Here is a 16,162-nt window from a genome sequence, read left to right as displayed (position 1 = left end):
AGGGCATACCCTAATGCCGACGTTTTGTACTCATTTACCGCATTCAGCCCAGGCCAGCCCCGGCCTTTTCTTACTACGAAAAACCAGAAGCAAGCACTTGCACTGAACTTTCAGATTTCACTCATCAGCGGCGTGCAGGCCAGCACTTCGGGCAAGGTGGTCACACCTTCTGCCACTCGCAAAGCCCCTGCCAGACGCAGAGGACGCATGCCGTCCTGCACGGCCTGACGGCGCAGAACGTCCATGGATGGGGCATCGTGAATCTGCTTCTTGAGGGCCTCGGTCGCCATCAGCAGCTCGTACAGACCCATGCGGCCGCGGTAGCCTGTCATGCGGCAGTCCTCACAACCCACGGGCTTGTAGGGCTGGTAGCTGCCGGTCAGCTTCCAGGGCCTGACCGACTCGGCCAGATCCTCGGGCTTTGCGTCTTCATCGCGCACCTTGCAGCTGGAGCACAGCGTGCGCACCAGACGCTGGGCCAGCACACCCAGCAAGGTGGCGTTGATCAGATACGAGGGCACGCCCAGCTCCATCAGGCGGCTGACGGCGCTGGGAGCATCGTTGGTATGCAGCGTGGAGAAAACCAGATGGCCGGTCAGCGCAGCCTGCACCGCCATCTCGGCAGTGGCCAGATCGCGGATCTCGCCCACCATGATGATGTCCGGGTCCTGACGCATCAGCGCACGCAGGCCTTCGGTGAAGCCGAAGTCGAGCTGGGGCTGAACCTGGGTCTGGTTGAAGCTGGGTTCGATCATTTCGATGGGGTCTTCCACCGTGCTGACATTGACCTCCTCGGTCGCCACCCGCTTGAGCGTGGAGTACAGCGTGGTGGTCTTGCCCGAGCCCGTGGGGCCGGTGACCAGAATGATGCCGTGCGGACGCTTGACCAGGTCTTCCCAGCGCTGGGCATCATGGGCACTGAAGCCCAGCGCATCAAGGTTCTTGACCGTGTTCTCGGGATCGAAGATGCGCATCACCATCTTCTCGCCAAAGGCCGTGGGCAAGGTGGACAAGCGCATTTCCACCTCCTCGCCGCGCGGGTTGCGCGTCTTGATGCGGCCGTCCAGCGGGCGGCGCTTTTCCACCACATCCATGCGCCCCAGCAGCTTGACGCGCGCCACCATGGCGTTCAGCACGCCCATGGGCATCTGGTAGACCGGGTGCAGCACGCCGTCGATGCGAAAGCGGATCACGCCCTGCTCGCGCCGGGGCTCCAGGTGGATGTCGCTGGCGCGCTGGTCGAAGGCATACTGCCACAGCCAGTCCACCACGCGCACCACGCCCTGGTCGTTGGCGTCGAGCTGCTTGTTGCTTTTGCCCAGCTCCACCAGTTGCTCGAAGCTCGCGCCACCGGTCGCACCGCCGGCTTTCTCGGCAGCACGCACGGACTTGGCCAGCGCAAAGAACTCTGCCGTATAGCGCTTGATGTCCTGCGGATTGGCCACCACGCAGCGCACGCTGCGGTGGGCCTGCCGCTCGACTTCGCTCACCCAGTCCGTGATGAAGGGCTCGGCCGTGGCAATCACCACCTCCTTGGCCGTGACCTGCACGGGCAGTACCCTGTGGCGCTCGGCGTAGCTGGCGCTCATGACCTCGCCCACGCGGCCCACATCCACGCGCAACGGGTCGATGCGCAGATAGGCCAGGCCGCTGCGCTGGGCCAGGTACTGGGTCAGGGTTTCCAGATCCAGCGGCTGATGCGTCTGGGCGCCGACAACGCCCACATTGGCCAGGCGCACCAGCGGCAGCTGAGCACTCTCGGCCGCCGAGCAGCGCGCCACCGTACGCCCTGCCTCCTGCGCTGTGATCACACCGTCTTCCTGCAGCCACTGCACCAGCGTGCGCCAGTCCAGTGGCCCCTGGTACTGGGCTGGCTTGACGGATCGGGGCAGGATGGATTCAGTCAATGACATGGGCGGCTGTGGCAACAAAACTGCCTTGACTGTACCGCCATCGGCCCATGCACCCAATCAGGACGGTGCATAAGAGACCAATGAAGGCCTTTTATCCCTTTTGTCTGATGCAGCTCAGGCGTATTCGTCCAGCAGTCCGCCCAGCCCAGCCTGGCCCGGATTGCTGCGACTCCTGCTCTGCACCGCATCGTCCTGCTTTTGCCGGACGGCCTCGGTCCCACGCTGGGCAGCCTGCTGGGCTTGCTGTGCCTGCTGGTTCTGCAATGCCTCTATCTGGGCCTGCAACATCTGGATCTTGGTCTGCAGCAACTGCGCCTGCTGCTCCTTGGTTTTGGCATCAGCGTCGCTGTTGGCAACTTCTTTGAGTTCGTTGGTGGCATCCTTGATCTGCCTTTGCAGCTGCTGGATACGCGATGCCGCGCCAGCCCCCGAAGGGGCCGAACCGGCAGAACTGGAGGAGATGGCACTGATCGTCATGTCCATATCATCGGCAGGAAACCGCAACCATCAAGACCGACACCATCACTTTACTCAGGCTTTGCAATTACACGGTAGCGCCCCGGCCGATGCGGCTGACTTTGGCTTTGGCCGTCTTGCTGCCTGCCTCTGCATCGCGTGCAGGCACAAACACCTTGGCCCAGCGGGTGGTGTTCAGGTCCCAACGGGCCTGCACCTGATCGCAGGCCAGATCCAGCTCGGCGCCCTGCAGAACACGCGGTGTGCGCTGTGCCAGCACCACGGTATTGCCTTCGCGTGTGGGGCGGAAGGCCCAGAGCGCGTCCTCGCCAAAGGCCTGAGCCATCTGATCCAGGCTTTTGTCAAAGCTTGAGGAGCGGCCAAAGAGGTTGACGGTCATGATGCCGTCCTCGGTCAGAAGATTGCGGCAATCGGTATAGAACTCGGCGCTGTCGAGAACGGGAGCCGCCGCTTCATGGTCATAGAGGTCGACTGCCAGTGCATCAACCGTGCCCTGCCATTCGGTCTTTTTGATCTCTTGAGCTGCATCGGCCAGCACCACCTGCAGCGTGCTGCTGTCGGGAGGCAGCTTGAACCAGCTGCGGCACACGGCCAGCACCTGGGGATTGAGCTCGACCGCCGTGGTCTTCATGCGCAGCTTCTTGTGGCAGAACTTGGTGATGGCGGCAGCCCCCAGCCCCAGTTGCATGGCGTGCATCCGGGGTACTTCGGCAGGCTTGGCAAACAGCAGCCAGCCCATCATGCGCTGCACATACTCCAGGTCGATATCAAAAGGGTCGCGAATGCGCATGGAGCCCTGCACCCAGGGCGTACCCAGATGCAGATAGCGGATATCGCCATCGTCGGAGACGCTGACTTCGGGCAGCTCCTGCACGCTGCCCACATTCTTGTCCTGCGCGGATTTGGCACCGCCACGGGTTTTACGGATCACGTTTCACACCAATCTTCAAAGCAGGCCATGGGCCGCCAGCGCATGGTGCCAGGCCTGCAGTTTTTTATCGAACGACCAGCTGGCATTGGCCGGGCTGGTCGATGGCAGCTTGAGGGCCGTCAGCCCCAGCGCCTCGGTCTGGCGGGCATGCTTGTAGCTCTCGCCGCCGTTGTGCAATGCCAGCTGCAGATCCGGGCAGCGCTGACGCAGCCCGGCAAAGTCGTTGACCTGGGCACAGCGAATGGCGCTGTCCAGACTGCCCTCGCGCTCGCAGCTCGCATACACATCCCACAGACCCAGGCCGCGCTCCAGCAGCCACTCGCAGCGGCCCGCGTAGTCGGCGCGTGGCGGCTGGGGATGCCCGGGCCACAAGGCCTGCAGCAAAGGCCAGAACTGGTTTTGCGGATGGGCGTAGTACTGTGCCTGCTGCAGCGACTTCAGGCCCGGAAAACTGCCCAGCACCAGGGCTCGCGTGCGGCCATCAGCCACCGCCGCCAGCCCCTGCCAGCGCAGGCCAGTCTCTGTTGGAGTGGCAGAAGAATCCTCGGTCATGCCCTATTGTCGCCCAGTCAAGCTTGGCATGGCCCTTGGGCTGATATTCGAAAAGATGAGCATGAACCCCATCGCCCGCAAAGGATAGATACTGCCCATCTACGGGAGTGCCGGCAGCCCTTTGAGCGCCTTACGTGCATTGGCCGTGCTGGCCTGCGCCAGCTGCTCAATGCCTATGCCGCGCAGCCGCGCGATCTCCGCAGCAATGCGCGGCAGCTCGGCGGAGCTGTTTCGTCCCTGGGGCTGGCCGGCCACGCGCTGCTCGGCCGTGGTGTAGAGCCAGTGCGGCGGGATATCGGGCGCATCGGTCTCCAGCACCAGGGCCTGCAGCGGCAGGCTGGCCGCCAGCTCGCGCAGCTTGAGCGCGCGCTCATAGGTGATGGCACCGCCAAAGCCCAGCTTGAAACCCATATCGATGAAGGCCTGCGCCTGCTGGGCGCTGCCGTTGAACGCATGGGCAATGCCGCCCACAACCCTGTGCTGACGCAAGGTCTTGAGCAGACGATCGCTGCTCTTGCGCACATGCAGGATGACGGGCAGCTCGAACTCGCATGCCAGCCGGATCTGCTGCTCGTAGAACCAGATCTGGCATTGCTCATCCAGTCCGGGGACAAAAAAGTCGAGGCCGATTTCGCCTACCGCCACCAGATGCGGGTCCCCGCGCTGCTGGCTCAGCAACTCGCGCAGCGCAGCGATATCGGACTCCTGCGCGCCGGGCGTGTAGAGCGGATGAATGCCCAGCGCATAGCTGTCGCCATGACGATGCGCAAGCGCAATCACCTCTTGCCAGTGGCTGCGCTGCACGGCGGGAATGACCAGATGCGTGACGCCTGCGGCCTGCGCAGCGGCGCGCACGGCATCTCTGTCAGGCGCGAATTCGGGCGCATCCAGGTGGCAATGGGTATCTATCCAGGTTGGCATCTGCACATCATGCATCGGCCGGGCTGCCTGCGCAGGGCAGCATCGGCAGATGACACGTCAAGTGACTACAGACAGTTTCCAGCCTTGTCCTACGGTACACACATTGAAACAAATAAAACATTAAGCAACTTCACCCCCCTGCCCTGTGCTATCGGCCAAAGGAGCAAGTTATGACGGGACTTCTGCAAAGCACGCTCTGGCAACGCCTGAGCCAGAGTCATCAACGCGCCGATATGCAGGGCAAGCTGGCCGCGCTGGATCAGGTGCAGGCCGTGATCGAGTTCGATCTGCAAGGCCATGTGCTGACAGCCAACGACAACTTTCTGCGCACCATGGGCTATAGCGCCGAGGAGATCATCGGCCAGCATCACCGCATGTTTGTGGACGAGGAGACCCGGGCCTCTGCCGAGTACGCCCAGTTCTGGCAGCGCCTGGCGGCAGGCCAGCATGACAGCGGCCGCTACCGCCGCATCAACAGCCAGGGCGAGGATGTGTGGCTGCAGGCCAGCTACAACCCGATCTTCGACAGCCAGGGCCAGCCGCGCAAAGTCATCAAGTACGCGACCGACATCACCGAGCAGCAGCAGCACGAAGACGATGCACGCGGCCAGCTCCAGGCCATTGCCAAGGTGCAGGCCATCATCGAGTTCGATCTGAACGGCAACATCCTCACGGCCAACGATCTGTTCCTGCAGACCATGGGCTACTCCCTGGCGGAAGTCGTTGGCAGGCACCACAGCATGTTTGTCCAGCCGCACGAGAGCCAATCCCCGGCCTATCAGCATTTCTGGCACAAGCTGGCCCTGGGCCATCATGATGCAGGCCAGTACCTGCGCATAGGCAAGGCCGGCCGCCAGGTCTGGATCGAAGCCAGCTACAACCCCATACTCGACGCCGAAGGCCGGCCCTTCAAGGTCGTCAAGTTCGCCACCAACATCACGCGCCGCGTGACCGCAGCGCAAACCCTGCGCGCCACGGTGGAGGGGCTGACCGAAAGCGCCAACCATGCGCGCCAGGCCAACGAGCTGGCCCAGGACGCCTGCAGCGTGGCCGAGGCCGGTGGTCGCACCGTGCAGGATGTGGTGACCACCATGGAATCCATCAGCGCCAGCTCGCGCAAGATCAGCGACATCATCGGCATGATGGACTCCATCGCCTTCCAGACCAATCTGCTGGCGCTCAACGCCGCCGTGGAAGCTGCCCGCGCCGGTGACCAGGGACGGGGCTTTGCCGTGGTGGCCAATGAGGTGCGCCAGTTGGCCCAGCACAGTGCCGAAGCCGCCAAGGAGATCAAGCAGCTGATCCAGACCTCGGTCATCCAGGTCACCCAGGGGGTGACGCAGGTGCGCGAAGCCGGCACCACCATGGCAGAGATCGTGAACTCATCGCGCCAGGTCACGCAGATCATGGGCGAAGTGGTGCAGACTTCGCTGACCCAGTCCGCCAGGCTGCGTGAGGTCACCGACGACCTGACGGCTCAGGATGTCTCGGCCAAGCCAGGCTCAGGCAAGCCGCGTCCCGCCGTGCCGCTGCAGGCATCGGCTCGCGAGCAAGCCACGATCGCTATCAGGAATGCAGCTGTCAGCGCTTATTGATAAATCGTTTCAGGCGAATTTCATGAAAAAGGCCCGGGCCACTGCAACCGCAGCGACCCGGGCCTTGCCGTGGCTGAACACGATCAGGCCAGTTGCCCGCGCCCCAGCCTGACCATGCGATCGCAACGCGCGGCCAGGCCCTCGTCATGGGTGACCATCACGAACGCCGTGCCATGGCTACGCGCCAGCTCCAGCATCAGCGCAAACACCGTATCGGCCGTGCCGCGATCCAGATTGCCCGTGGGCTCGTCGGCCAGCACGCAGGCCGGACGCGTGACCAGGGCACGTGCAATGGCCACGCGCTGACGCTCGCCGCCCGACAGCTCGGCCGGGCGATGCGCCATGCGCTGGCCCAGGCCCACGGCGCGCAGCATCTCGGCCGCGCGGTCCATGCAGTCCTCCCTGGCATCGCGGCGAATGCGCAGCGGCATGGCCACATTTTCCTGGGCCGAAAATTCGGCCAGCAGGTGGTGGAACTGGTAGATGAAGCCCAGATGCCGGTTGCGCAGCGCGCCCTGCTTTTGCGGGCTGAGCTGGTGCAGGGGCTGCCCCATGAGGCTGACGCTGCCGGTGGTGGGCGCATCCAGCCCGCCCAGCAAATGCAGCAAGGTGGATTTTCCCGAGCCCGAGGCGCCGACAATCGCCAGCGTCTCGCCCGCCTGAACCTGCAGATCCACACCTTGCAGCACGGTCACATCCAGCTTGCCTTCGGCAAAGCGCTTGGTCAGGCCGCGTGCCTCCAGCACGCTCTGGTTCTTCACAACATCATTCATAACGCAGTGCCTCCGCAGGGTTCACGCGGCTGGCACGCCAGCTGGGGTAAATCGTGGCCACAAAAGAAAGAATCAGGGAAATCACGGCGATCGGCACGATGTCCGTGGACTGCGGCTCGCTAGGCATCTTGCTGATCAGGTAGATGTCCTTGGGCAGGAAGTTGGCATGCAGCGCCTGCTCTATGGCCGGCACGATGACGTCGATATTGAAGGCAATCGCCAGCCCCAGCGCCAGACCGGCCAAGGTACCGATGACGCCGACCATGGCGCCCTGCACCATGAAGATGCCCATGATGGACGAGGGCGAGGCCCCCAGGGTGCGCAGGATGGCAATGTCGGCACGCTTGTCCTGCACGCTCATCACCAGGGTGGATACCAGATTGAAAGCCGCCACGGCCACGATCAGGGTCAGAATGATGAACATCATGCGTTTCTCAAGCTGCACGGCGGCAAACCAGGTCTTGTTCTGCTGCGTCCAGTCACGGATGAACAAGCGGTCCGTCAGGGTGTCCGCCAGTTCATGCGCCACGCGCGGCGCCTCGTGCAGATCCCTGAGCTTGAGGCGAATGCCGGTCGGCCCTTCCAGGCGGAAGATGCGCTGTGCATCCTCGTAATGCATCATCACCAGCGCCGAGTCATATTCGTAGTGGCCGGAATCGAAGGTGCCAGCCACCGTCATCTGCTTCATGCGCGGCAGCACGCCGGCTGGCGTGACCTGTCCACTGGGCGCGATCAGCGTGATCACATCGCCTTCGCTCACACCGAGATTACGCGCAAGCTCGATACCAAGAACCACCTTGAACTCGCCGGGCACCAGACGCTTGAGCACCTCGCCGCTGGTGGCCGCCAGATCGGTCACCTCGCCCTCACGCGCCGGATCGATACCGCGCACCAAGGCGCCTTTCATATCCTCCCCACGCGCCAGCAATGCCTGAGCCGCCACAAAAGGCGCGGCCCCCACCACATCGGGGTTGGCTCTGGCCTCGCGCATGGTGCGCTCCACATCGGGCAGGGGCGCGCCCTGCGGGGCGTAGATTTCCACATGTGAGACGACGCTGAGCATGCGATCCCGCACTTCCTTCTGGAAGCCGTTCATCACGCTCAGCACAATGATCAGCGCCGCCACGCCCAGCGCAATGCCAAGCATGGAGACACCCGAGATAAAGGAGATGAAGCCATTGCGGCGTGTGGCGCGCCCTGCACGGGTATAGCGCCAGCCCACGGCCAGTTCGTAGGGAAATTGCATGTTGCCAGCATTGTGGCATTGCCGGTAATGCCCTGCCGACGGCGCCAGCCTTATGCGATCTGACTGCCCGCCGCCCCTCTATCGGGGCGGCCTGCTGCGCCCTATGCGCGGCAGATCCGCGTATTGCTCCTGCTGCTCCAGCGTCACCGCATGGGACTGGAGCTTGGCCAGCAGACCGTCAAACAAGGCCAGCTCTTCATCACTGAGGACAGAGACGATGTCGGCATGGATCTTGACCATCTCGGGCAGGATCAGGCCGTACATGCGCCGCCCCTCATCGGTCAGATACATGGCCACGCGCCGGCGGTCTCCCTCCAGAGGTTTGCGCAGCACCCAGCCTTTTTCCTCCAGACCGCTGAGCGCCCGAGAGGTGCGCGCCCTGTCCAGCTGCACCTTCTGCGCCAGCTCGGAGGACAGCAAACCCTCCTCGGTCGCCAGCGTCGCCATCACTCCCCATTCGCGACGCGTGAGGCCGAAGCGGGCCTCGCACATGCGCATGGCCATTCCGCCCGCCACGCCAAAGAAGCGGCTGATGCGAAACAGCAGCATCTGCTGAATGGAGGTGGGTTGTCGGGTATTCACGGGGATGAGTTGATTAGATCAATTGTGGATGTCACTTCTACAGTGGGCATTCCCAATACTGAGACAAAGGGGAGCGCTGGGGATTTTCGCAAATGCCGGCTCTTCCCTCAGACAAGAGAGTGATTCCATGGCTCGCCTGACTGCACCCCGCCGCCTTATCCAAACCAGCCTGGCTCTGCTGCTGGGCTGCTCCGCCTTCGCCTCCCTGGCCCAATCTGTCGATGGCGCTGCCGTCGCCGCCTGGCCTCACAAGCCAGTTCGGCTGATAGCGGCCTTCGCTCCCGGAGGGGCTGTGGACATACTGGCACGCGGAGTCGGAGAAGTGCTTCAGCGCGAAACCAAGCAGCCCTTCGTTGTTGAAAACCGCACCGGCGCTGGCGGCAACATAGGAGCCGATTACGTCACCAAGGCTGCGGCCGACGGCTACACCATGCTGATCGGCCTGGACACGAGCTTCACGGTCAACCCGCTGATCTACAAAAGCATGCCGTTCAAAAATGGCGACCTGCGTCCCGTCATGGTGTTCGCCTCGCAAGGCATGCTGATGGCTGTCAGTCCCAAGACCAATATCAAGACACTGGAGCAGTTCATCGCCCGCGGCAAGGACAAGGGCCTGACGCTGGGGTCCGCCGGCTATGGAACCCCCGGCCATCTGGCCTCCAGCATCCTGACCTACGCCACCGGGGCCAAGGTCAACCATGTGCCCTACAAAGGCAATGCACCTGCCACGCTGGCGATGCTCTCGGGCGAGGTGGACGGCGGCGTCATCAGCTCCACCGCCATGCTGCCCCATGTGACCACTGGAAAGATCACGGCGCTGGCGGTGACCACGGCCCAGCGCAACCCCTTGCTGCCGGAAGTCCCATCGGTGGCCGAGCTGGGACACAAGGAGCTGCAGCAGGAAGTGCTTTTCGCCGCCTGGGTACCCAGCAGCACACCTGAGCCGCTGGTGCAGAAAATCCAGGCCCTCTTCGAGAAGGCCATGAAGGACGGCACGCTGCGCGAGCGCATGCGTGTCAACGACATGGTCTACGAAGGACTGACAGGCGATGCAGCCGCCAAGCGCATTCAGACCCTGGCCGACCGCTACCGGGTACTGGCCCAGGCCACAGGCATGAAGATGGAATGAGCGCTTGCGCCAGCCATCAGCCCCATGACAACGACCCGTATTTCATGACTCGTCCCAACATCATCTTTATCGTCGCCGACGATCTCGGCTATGCCGACCTGGGCTGCTACGGCGGCCGCGATGCCGACTTCGGCCCGGTATCCCCGGTGCTCGACCGCCTGGCCGCCAACGGCCTCAGGCTCACCCAGGGCTATGCCAATTCACCCGTGTGCTCGCCCACGCGTTTTGCCTTGGCCACGGCCCGCTATCAATACCGCTTGCGCGGTGCGGCCGAGGAGCCCATCAACAGCAAGACGCGCGGCACGCCGCTGGGCGCCAAGCTGGGCCTGCCGCCCGAGATCCCCACCGTCGCCTCGCTGCTCAAGGGCGCGGGCTACCGCACGGCACTGATAGGCAAATGGCATCTGGGCTACCCTCCCCACTTCGGCCCGCTGCGCTCGGGCTACGAGGAATACTTCGGCCCCATGTCGGGCGGCGTGGATTACTTCACCCATCTGAGCAGCTCGGGCCAGCACGATCTGTGGGTGGGCGAAGAGGAGCACCACGACGAAGGCTATCTGACCGACCTGCTGTCCCAGCGCAGCGTGGACTTCGTCAACCGCATGAGCGAGGGCAACTCCCCCTTCTTTCTGAGCCTGCACTACACAGCCCCGCACTGGCCCTGGGAAACCCGTGATGACCGAGAGACCGCCGAGCAGCTGGGCGCTGGCATCACGCATCTGGCGGGAGGCAATATTCACCAGTACCGCCGCATGATTCATCACATGGATGAGGGCATAGGCTGGATCGTCGAAGCACTGAGCAAGAACGGCCAGCTCGACAACACGCTGATCGTCTTCACCAGCGACAACGGCGGCGAGCGCTTCTCGGACAGCTGGCCTCTGGTGGGCGGCAAGATGGACCTGACCGAAGGCGGCATCCGCGTGCCCTGGATCGCCCACTGGCCTGCCGTGATCGATGCCCATCGCGCCAGCGCCCAGCCATGCATGAGCATGGACTGGTCGGCCACGGTGCTGGATGCAGCCGGTGTGAGCGCCGATCCGGACTACCCGCTGGACGGCGTCTCCCTGCTGCCCGTGCTGCGCACCGACGGTGCGGAGTTTGCCCGGCCGCTGTACTGGCGCATGCTCTACCGCAACCAGCGTGCGCTGCGCGAAGGCGAATGGAAATACCTGCGCGTGGAAGACAACGAATACCTGTTCAATCTGGCGCAGGACGAGCGCGAGCGTGCCAATCTGGCCGGCCAGCACCCCGAGCGCATGCAGGCCATGCGCCAGCGCTGGGACGACTGGAATGCCAGCATGCCCGCCATTGCCGAGGACGCGAGCTACAGCCTGGTCTACACCCTGAAAAATATGCCGGCGAGGTGACAAAGCACCCCGCACCATGCCCGGGCGGCGGCCATGCCCGACAATAGCGCCCATGTCTTTGACCGCGCCTTTGCTGCCTGCCGCCCAAGCCCTGGGCACAGGCGCCTCTGAAATCATTGTTGCCTATGCCAGCGGCCCTGCCGACATTCCCCAGGCATGGGACGGTTTGCAACTCCCTCACCTGCAGGCCTTGCTGGCAACGCTGGCACCGACCCCGCTGGTGCAGGGCGACGAGATGGATTTCTCTCCCCCGCATGAACGCGTCCTGGCCCGTGGCATGCAGCTGCCCGATAAACCCGGGCTGATTCCCTGGGCTGCGCTGGCGGCTGGAGACAGCAGCCAGGCCTGCGCCTTCATCACGCCCTGCCACTGGCATATCACGCCGGACCAGGTCCATCAGACCGACCCGGCCAGCGCGCCACTGGACGAAGACGAATCCCGCCAGCTGCTGGCGCTGATCGCTCCCTGGTTCAGCGACGACGGCATCACGCTGGAATATCTGCGCACCGACCTCTGGCTGGCGCGCGGTGAGGCCTTCAAGGGCCTGGCCACCGCATCGATGGACCGCGCGCTGGGCCGCGACGTGCGCCCCTGGATGCCCGATCCGATTCAGGGAGCCATCATTCAGCGTCTGCAGACCGAGCTGCAGATGCTGCTCTACACCCATGTCTTCAACGACCGGCGTGCCGAACGCGGTCTGCCGCCCATCAACTCCTTCTGGGTCCATGGCACGGGAGACCTATCCAGCCTGCCCGCGGCAACCGCCCGAACAGTCTGCGTGGATGATCTGCGCCACAGCGCGCTGCAAGGCAATGTGCAAGGCTGGCAAAAGTCCTGGCAGGCGCTGGACAGCGGTCTGATCGCCGAGCTGCAACAGCGGGCTGCCCGAGGCGAACCGGTCAAGCTCACGCTCTGCGGCGAACGCAATGCGGTGCAATGGCAAAGCCAGCCACGCGGCCTGATGGACAAGATAAAGAGTGTTTTTGGCACGAAACGCCTGCCTGATCTACGGGAAATGCTATGAAGATAATTCCCAGATCCATCCCCAACGACAGTGTCTCTGCACTGCTGCAGGCCAAGATTCATCCCTTGCTGGCCCAGCTCTATGCAGCGCGGGGCGTCTGCTCGGCCGACGAACTGGACGATGCCCCGGCCCGGCTGCTGCCGCCCTCGGGACTGCGCGGCATCGATGCTGCCGTGCAACTGCTGGCCGATGCCATAGACGCGCAAAAGCGTCTGTGCATCGTCGCCGACTATGACTGCGATGGCGCAACAGCCTGCGCCGTGGGCCTGCGCGGCCTGCGCATGCTGGGCGCTGCCCATGCCGACTACCTCGTCCCCGACCGCGTGGTCGACGGCTACGGTCTGACCGCCCCCATCTCACGGCGCGTCAAGGAAACCGGAGCCGACATGCTGATCACCGTGGACAACGGCATTGCCAGCGTGGAAGGCGTGGCCGTGGCCAAGGAGCTGGGCATGTCTGTCGTTGTGACCGACCACCACTTGCCTGGCGACCACCTGCCGCCAGCCGATGCCATCGTCAACCCCAACCAGCCCGGCTGCGAGTTCGCGAGCAAATCCATGGCCGGCGTGGGTGTCATGTTCTATGTGCTGCTGGCCCTGCGCACCGAGCTGCGCAACCGCGGCCGCTTTGACCGCCACAACCAGCCCCGTCTTGAGCAATTGCTGCCCCTAGTTGCGCTGGGAACGGTGGCCGATGTGGTCAAGCTCGACGCCAACAACCGCCGCCTGGTGGCACTGGGCCTCAAGCAGATTCGCAAAGGCAGCATGCAGCCCGGCATACGCGCGCTGTTCGAGGCATCGGGCCGCCGCTTTGACATGGCCTCCACCATCGACTTCGGCTTTGCCCTGGGCCCGCGCATCAATGCGGCCGGACGGCTTGCCGACATGACCATAGGCATCGAGTGCCTGACCACAGAAGATGTCAGCCGCGCCGACAATCTGGCACGCATGCTGGACAGCATCAACCGCGAGCGCCGCGAGATCGAAGTCAGCATGCGCGAGCATGCCCTGCTCATGGCCGAGGGTCTGTGCGAGGACGGCATGACACCGCCGCCTGCCATCAGCGTGTTCGACCCCGACTTTCACGAAGGCGTGGTCGGTGTGGTGGCCTCGCGCATCAAGGACAAGCTGCACCGGCCCACGTTTGTGTTTGCAGCCAGCGGCGCTCCGGGCAAGGAGCATGAGCTCAAGGGCTCGGGCCGCTCCATTCCAGGCTTTCATCTGCGCGATGCGCTGGACCTCGTCAGCAAGCGTCACCCCGGTCTGATACTGCGTTTTGGCGGCCACGCCATGGCGGCAGGCTGCACCATAGAGGAAGCGCACTTTGACGAGTTCGAGCAGGCTTTTGCCCAGGTCGCCAGGGAGTGGCTGGATGCCGCCACGCTGACGCGCAGGCTGGAGACCGACGGGCCGCTGTCGCCCCAGTGGCTGGACACCGGCCTGATCGAACAAATGCAGCTGGCCGTCTGGGGCCAGGGCTTTGCCGCGCCGACTTTCAGCGAAGAGCTGGAAATCACCTCGCAGCGCCTGGTCGGCGAAAAGCATCTGAAGCTGGAGCTGCTGCACCATGGCTCCAAGATCGACGGCATCTGGTTCAACCACACCGACCCGCTGCCCACGCGCACCACCCTGGCCTATCGCCTGGACATCAACGAATGGCGCGGCGAACGTAAGGTGCAGTTTCTCGTGGAAGCCGCGCAGGACTTCGAGGGCGGTGCCGGCAACATGGGCTTCTGATCTCCGCCCCAGCCAGGAAAGCCGCCGCTGCGGACGCGGCGGCTGTCCGTTTCACGCTGCGCCCTACACCAGGAAAAAGCCCACCGCTTCCTGTCAGAAGCGGCGGGCCTGCAAGCGGATGCCGACTTGCTGATTTAGAACGTTTCCCAGTCCCCATCGTCAGAGTCCGCAGCAGGCTTGGCCTTGCTGGCACTCAGTGCAGTGGGAGCCGGACCACCAGGCGCTTTCTTGATCGCTGGCCTGACTGCTGCAGTCTGCTTCACTGGCGCCATGGCTGGCATGGCACGGCTGGCCGGGCGCAGGGGAGCAGCCGCCTTGGCATAGCCGGTTTCATGACCGAGCTTGAAGACTGAGACCACTTCGGCCAGGCGGCGCGCCTGCTCCTGCATGGACAACGCTGCCGCACTCGACTCTTCCACCAGCGCCGCGTTCTGCTGCGTCATCTGGTCCAGATTGCTCACCGCCTGATTGACCTGGTTGATGCCGTCACGCTGCTCGGTGGACGAGGCCGTGATCTCGCCGATCAGGTCGCTGACGCGGCGCACGCTGGCCACGATCTCGCTCATGCTCTGGCCCGCCAGTTCCACCTGCTGCGAGCCCGACTGCACATTGTCCACGCTGGTGGTGATGAGCTGCTTGATCTCCTTGGCGGCCTCGGCACTACGCTGCGCCAGGCTGCGCACCTCGCCCGCCACCACGGCAAAGCCACGGCCCTGCTCGCCGGCGCGGGCCGCTTCCACAGCCGCATTCAGGGCCAGGATATTGGTCTGGAAGGCAATCGAGTCGATCACACCGATGATGTCGGCAATCTTGCGGCTGCTGTCGGTGATCTGGCCCATGCTCTGCACCACCTGCTGCACCACGCGACCGCCTTGCTCGGCCGCCTGGGCGGCTGTCGATGCCAGCTGATTGGCCTGACGCGCAGTGTCGGCAGACTGGGTGACGGTGGCCGTCAGCTCTTCCATGCTAGCCGCCGTTTCCTCGAGGTTGGCCGCCGTCTGCTCGGTGCGAGCCGACAGGTCCTGGTTGCCCGTGGCGATCTGGCCCGAAGCCGAGGAGACGGATTCCACGCCCGAGCGCACCTGGCCGACCACGGAGCGCAGACGCTCGGCCATGGCGTTCAGGGACTTGAGCAGACGGCCAAGTTCGTCATGACGGTCATTGCGGACGGTGGCCGTCAAATCGCCGGCAGCGATGGAGTCGGCCAGAGTTACCGCCTCATTCAACGGAGCGATGATCGAGCGCAGGATCAGAGCCGCCATCGCCAGACCGAGCAGAACGATCAAGCCGCAAACCAGACCGATAGCCACATAGGCCTGAGACTGGCGTGCTTCGCCATCGGCAATCGCACGCTGGCTGCGTTGCTCCTGCAACTGCACAAACTTGCGCTGCGCATCCACGTAGACCTTGGCGTTGGGACGCAGCTGCTTTTCAACCAGATCGAAGGCCGTCGCAAAATCATTGTCCTTGCGCGCGGCCTGCACGGCGGCATTGCTCTCCAGCGTCACGCGCCTGCGCTCGGCGACTTCATCCAGCACCTTGCGCGATTCCTCGTCGGTGACCAGTTCGTTGAGCTTTTTCTGCAGCTCGGTGATATGCGCAATCCCGTCACTCATCAGCTTGCGCTGCTGCTCCACCAGATTCTCTTCGGAAGAGATGGCGGCAACGATGGAGCGATCCACGCTTTGCTCGGTCAGATGGCGCCACTCGCTGGCAATGCTGGCGGCCGTTCGGGTACGTGTGGCCTCCTTGGAGATGCTCACATAGACGCGATCCAGATAGATCAGACTGCCTGCAGACACCAGCAGCAAGCCCGCCAGCAAGCCAATCACCAAAGCCCACAGCTTTTGTGACACCGAGAACTGATTCAATTTCATTTTTTATCCATCTCAATAGATCAAGCAACACCGAGG

14 protein-coding genes are annotated in these 16,162 nt (G+C 63.7%); 5 read left to right on the top strand and 9 right to left on the bottom strand.

Translation table 11 applies throughout. The annotated features are described in order from the left end of the window. Positions 1-110: 110 nt before the first annotated feature. The 5 genes from P353_RS02020 to P353_RS02000 form a co-directional block, all read right to left on the bottom strand. Complete coding sequence (locus P353_RS02020; RefSeq protein WP_034364624.1) at positions 111-1,913, bottom strand: GspE/PulE family protein; 1,803 nt, start codon at positions 1,911-1,913, stop codon at positions 111-113. 114 nt (positions 1,914-2,027) lie between these two features. Next, on the bottom strand, positions 2,028-2,390 hold the full coding sequence (locus tag P353_RS02015; protein WP_034365425.1) for a FlxA-like family protein: 363 nt from the start codon (positions 2,388-2,390) through the stop codon (positions 2,028-2,030). A gap of 67 nt (positions 2,391-2,457) precedes the next feature. Next, positions 2,458-3,321, bottom strand: coding sequence for a spermidine synthase (locus P353_RS02010; RefSeq protein ID WP_034364621.1), 864 nt, complete (start codon positions 3,319-3,321; stop codon positions 2,458-2,460). A gap of 15 nt (positions 3,322-3,336) precedes the next feature. Next, positions 3,337-3,873 (bottom strand): DNA-deoxyinosine glycosylase, encoded by a 537-nt coding sequence (locus P353_RS02005; protein ID WP_034364619.1) that lies wholly within the window; start codon positions 3,871-3,873, stop codon positions 3,337-3,339. A 99-nt stretch (positions 3,874-3,972) separates the two neighbouring features. Continuing rightward, positions 3,973-4,794 (bottom strand): TatD family hydrolase, encoded by an 822-nt coding sequence (locus P353_RS02000; RefSeq protein ID WP_034365423.1) that lies wholly within the window; start codon positions 4,792-4,794, stop codon positions 3,973-3,975. Positions 4,795-4,964: 170 nt separating this feature from the next. On the opposite strand from P353_RS02000, the gene P353_RS01995 reads away from it, so the two are divergent. Beyond that, positions 4,965-6,389 (top strand): methyl-accepting chemotaxis protein, encoded by a 1,425-nt coding sequence (locus P353_RS01995; protein WP_034364617.1) that lies wholly within the window; start codon positions 4,965-4,967, stop codon positions 6,387-6,389. Positions 6,390-6,472: 83 nt separating this feature from the next. Here the strand turns inward: P353_RS01995 and lolD are convergent, their stop codons facing one another. From lolD to P353_RS01980, 3 genes are all read right to left on the bottom strand, one after another. Next, positions 6,473-7,162: a lipoprotein-releasing ABC transporter ATP-binding protein LolD gene (gene lolD / locus P353_RS01990; RefSeq protein WP_034364614.1), complete on the bottom strand. Its 690-nt coding sequence runs from the start codon at positions 7,160-7,162 to the stop codon at positions 6,473-6,475. After that, positions 7,155-8,408 carry a lipoprotein-releasing ABC transporter permease subunit gene (locus P353_RS01985; protein ID WP_034364611.1) on the bottom strand — a complete coding sequence of 418 codons (1,254 nt, stop codon included), beginning with the start codon at positions 8,406-8,408 and terminating at the stop codon, positions 7,155-7,157. The genes lolD and P353_RS01985 overlap by 8 nt, the downstream gene beginning before the upstream one ends. A gap of 78 nt (positions 8,409-8,486) precedes the next feature. Then, a complete protein-coding gene (locus P353_RS01980) occupies positions 8,487-8,957 on the bottom strand; it encodes a MarR family winged helix-turn-helix transcriptional regulator (protein ID WP_034364608.1) in 471 nt (156 codons plus the stop codon). A gap of 160 nt (positions 8,958-9,117) precedes the next feature. Between P353_RS01980 and P353_RS01975 the strand changes: the two genes are divergently transcribed. Genes P353_RS01975 through recJ form a run of 4 tightly spaced genes read left to right on the top strand, consistent with a single transcriptional unit; the run spans position 9,118 to position 14,249 of the window. Further along, a complete protein-coding gene (locus P353_RS01975) occupies positions 9,118-10,119 on the top strand; it encodes a Bug family tripartite tricarboxylate transporter substrate binding protein (RefSeq protein ID WP_034364606.1) in 1,002 nt (333 codons plus the stop codon). After that, the gene (locus tag P353_RS01970; RefSeq protein WP_232776192.1) at positions 10,116-11,489 is read left to right on the top strand and encodes a sulfatase; all 1,374 of its coding nucleotides are present in this window, start codon (positions 10,116-10,118) and stop codon (positions 11,487-11,489) included. Before P353_RS01975 ends, P353_RS01970 begins: the two co-directional genes overlap by 4 nt. A gap of 52 nt (positions 11,490-11,541) precedes the next feature. Further along, positions 11,542-12,513: a phosphoglycerate mutase gene (locus P353_RS01965; RefSeq protein ID WP_034364604.1), complete on the top strand. Its 972-nt coding sequence runs from the start codon at positions 11,542-11,544 to the stop codon at positions 12,511-12,513. Beyond that, positions 12,510-14,249 carry a single-stranded-DNA-specific exonuclease RecJ gene (gene recJ, locus P353_RS01960; protein ID WP_034364602.1) on the top strand — a complete coding sequence of 580 codons (1,740 nt, stop codon included), beginning with the start codon at positions 12,510-12,512 and terminating at the stop codon, positions 14,247-14,249. Before P353_RS01965 ends, recJ begins: the two co-directional genes overlap by 4 nt. Positions 14,250-14,383: 134 nt before the next feature. Here the strand turns inward: recJ and P353_RS01955 are convergent, their stop codons facing one another. Next, a complete protein-coding gene (locus P353_RS01955) occupies positions 14,384-16,126 on the bottom strand; it encodes a methyl-accepting chemotaxis protein (protein ID WP_034364600.1) in 1,743 nt (580 codons plus the stop codon). Positions 16,127-16,162: the final 36 nt, after the last annotated feature.

It is taken from the genome of Comamonas testosteroni (assembly GCF_000761245.1).
Taxonomy (GTDB): Bacteria; Pseudomonadota; Gammaproteobacteria; order Burkholderiales; family Burkholderiaceae_C; genus Comamonas; species Comamonas testosteroni_C.
The sequence above is the reverse complement of the archived record's forward strand: the minus strand, read 5'-3'. Positions and strand labels throughout refer to the sequence as shown.

Excerpts from the sequence above, each read along its gene's own strand:
- P353_RS01985 (WP_034364611.1), bottom strand. The coding sequence starts at position 8,408 with ATGCAATTTCCCTACGAACTGGCCGTGGGCTGGCGCTATACCCGTGCA.
- P353_RS02020 (WP_034364624.1), bottom strand. The coding sequence starts at position 1,913 with ATGTCATTGACTGAATCCATCCTGCCCCGATCCGTCAAGCCAGCCCAG.
- P353_RS02005 (WP_034364619.1), bottom strand. The coding sequence starts at position 3,873 with ATGACCGAGGATTCTTCTGCCACTCCAACAGAGACTGGCCTGCGCTGG.
- P353_RS01955 (WP_034364600.1), bottom strand. The coding sequence starts at position 16,126 with ATGAAATTGAATCAGTTCTCGGTGTCACAAAAGCTGTGGGCTTTGGTG.
- P353_RS02000 (WP_034365423.1), bottom strand. The coding sequence starts at position 4,794 with ATGCCAACCTGGATAGATACCCATTGCCACCTGGATGCGCCCGAATTC.
- P353_RS01995 (WP_034364617.1), top strand. The coding sequence starts at position 4,965 with ATGACGGGACTTCTGCAAAGCACGCTCTGGCAACGCCTGAGCCAGAGT.
- P353_RS02015 (WP_034365425.1), bottom strand. The coding sequence starts at position 2,390 with ATGACGATCAGTGCCATCTCCTCCAGTTCTGCCGGTTCGGCCCCTTCG.
- P353_RS01970 (WP_232776192.1), top strand. The coding sequence starts at position 10,116 with ATGAGCGCTTGCGCCAGCCATCAGCCCCATGACAACGACCCGTATTTC.
- lolD (WP_034364614.1), bottom strand. The coding sequence starts at position 7,162 with ATGAATGATGTTGTGAAGAACCAGAGCGTGCTGGAGGCACGCGGCCTG.
- P353_RS01965 (WP_034364604.1), top strand. The coding sequence starts at position 11,542 with ATGTCTTTGACCGCGCCTTTGCTGCCTGCCGCCCAAGCCCTGGGCACA.
- P353_RS01975 (WP_034364606.1), top strand. The coding sequence starts at position 9,118 with ATGGCTCGCCTGACTGCACCCCGCCGCCTTATCCAAACCAGCCTGGCT.
- recJ (WP_034364602.1), top strand. The coding sequence starts at position 12,510 with ATGAAGATAATTCCCAGATCCATCCCCAACGACAGTGTCTCTGCACTG.
- P353_RS01980 (WP_034364608.1), bottom strand. The coding sequence starts at position 8,957 with ATGCTGCTGTTTCGCATCAGCCGCTTCTTTGGCGTGGCGGGCGGAATG.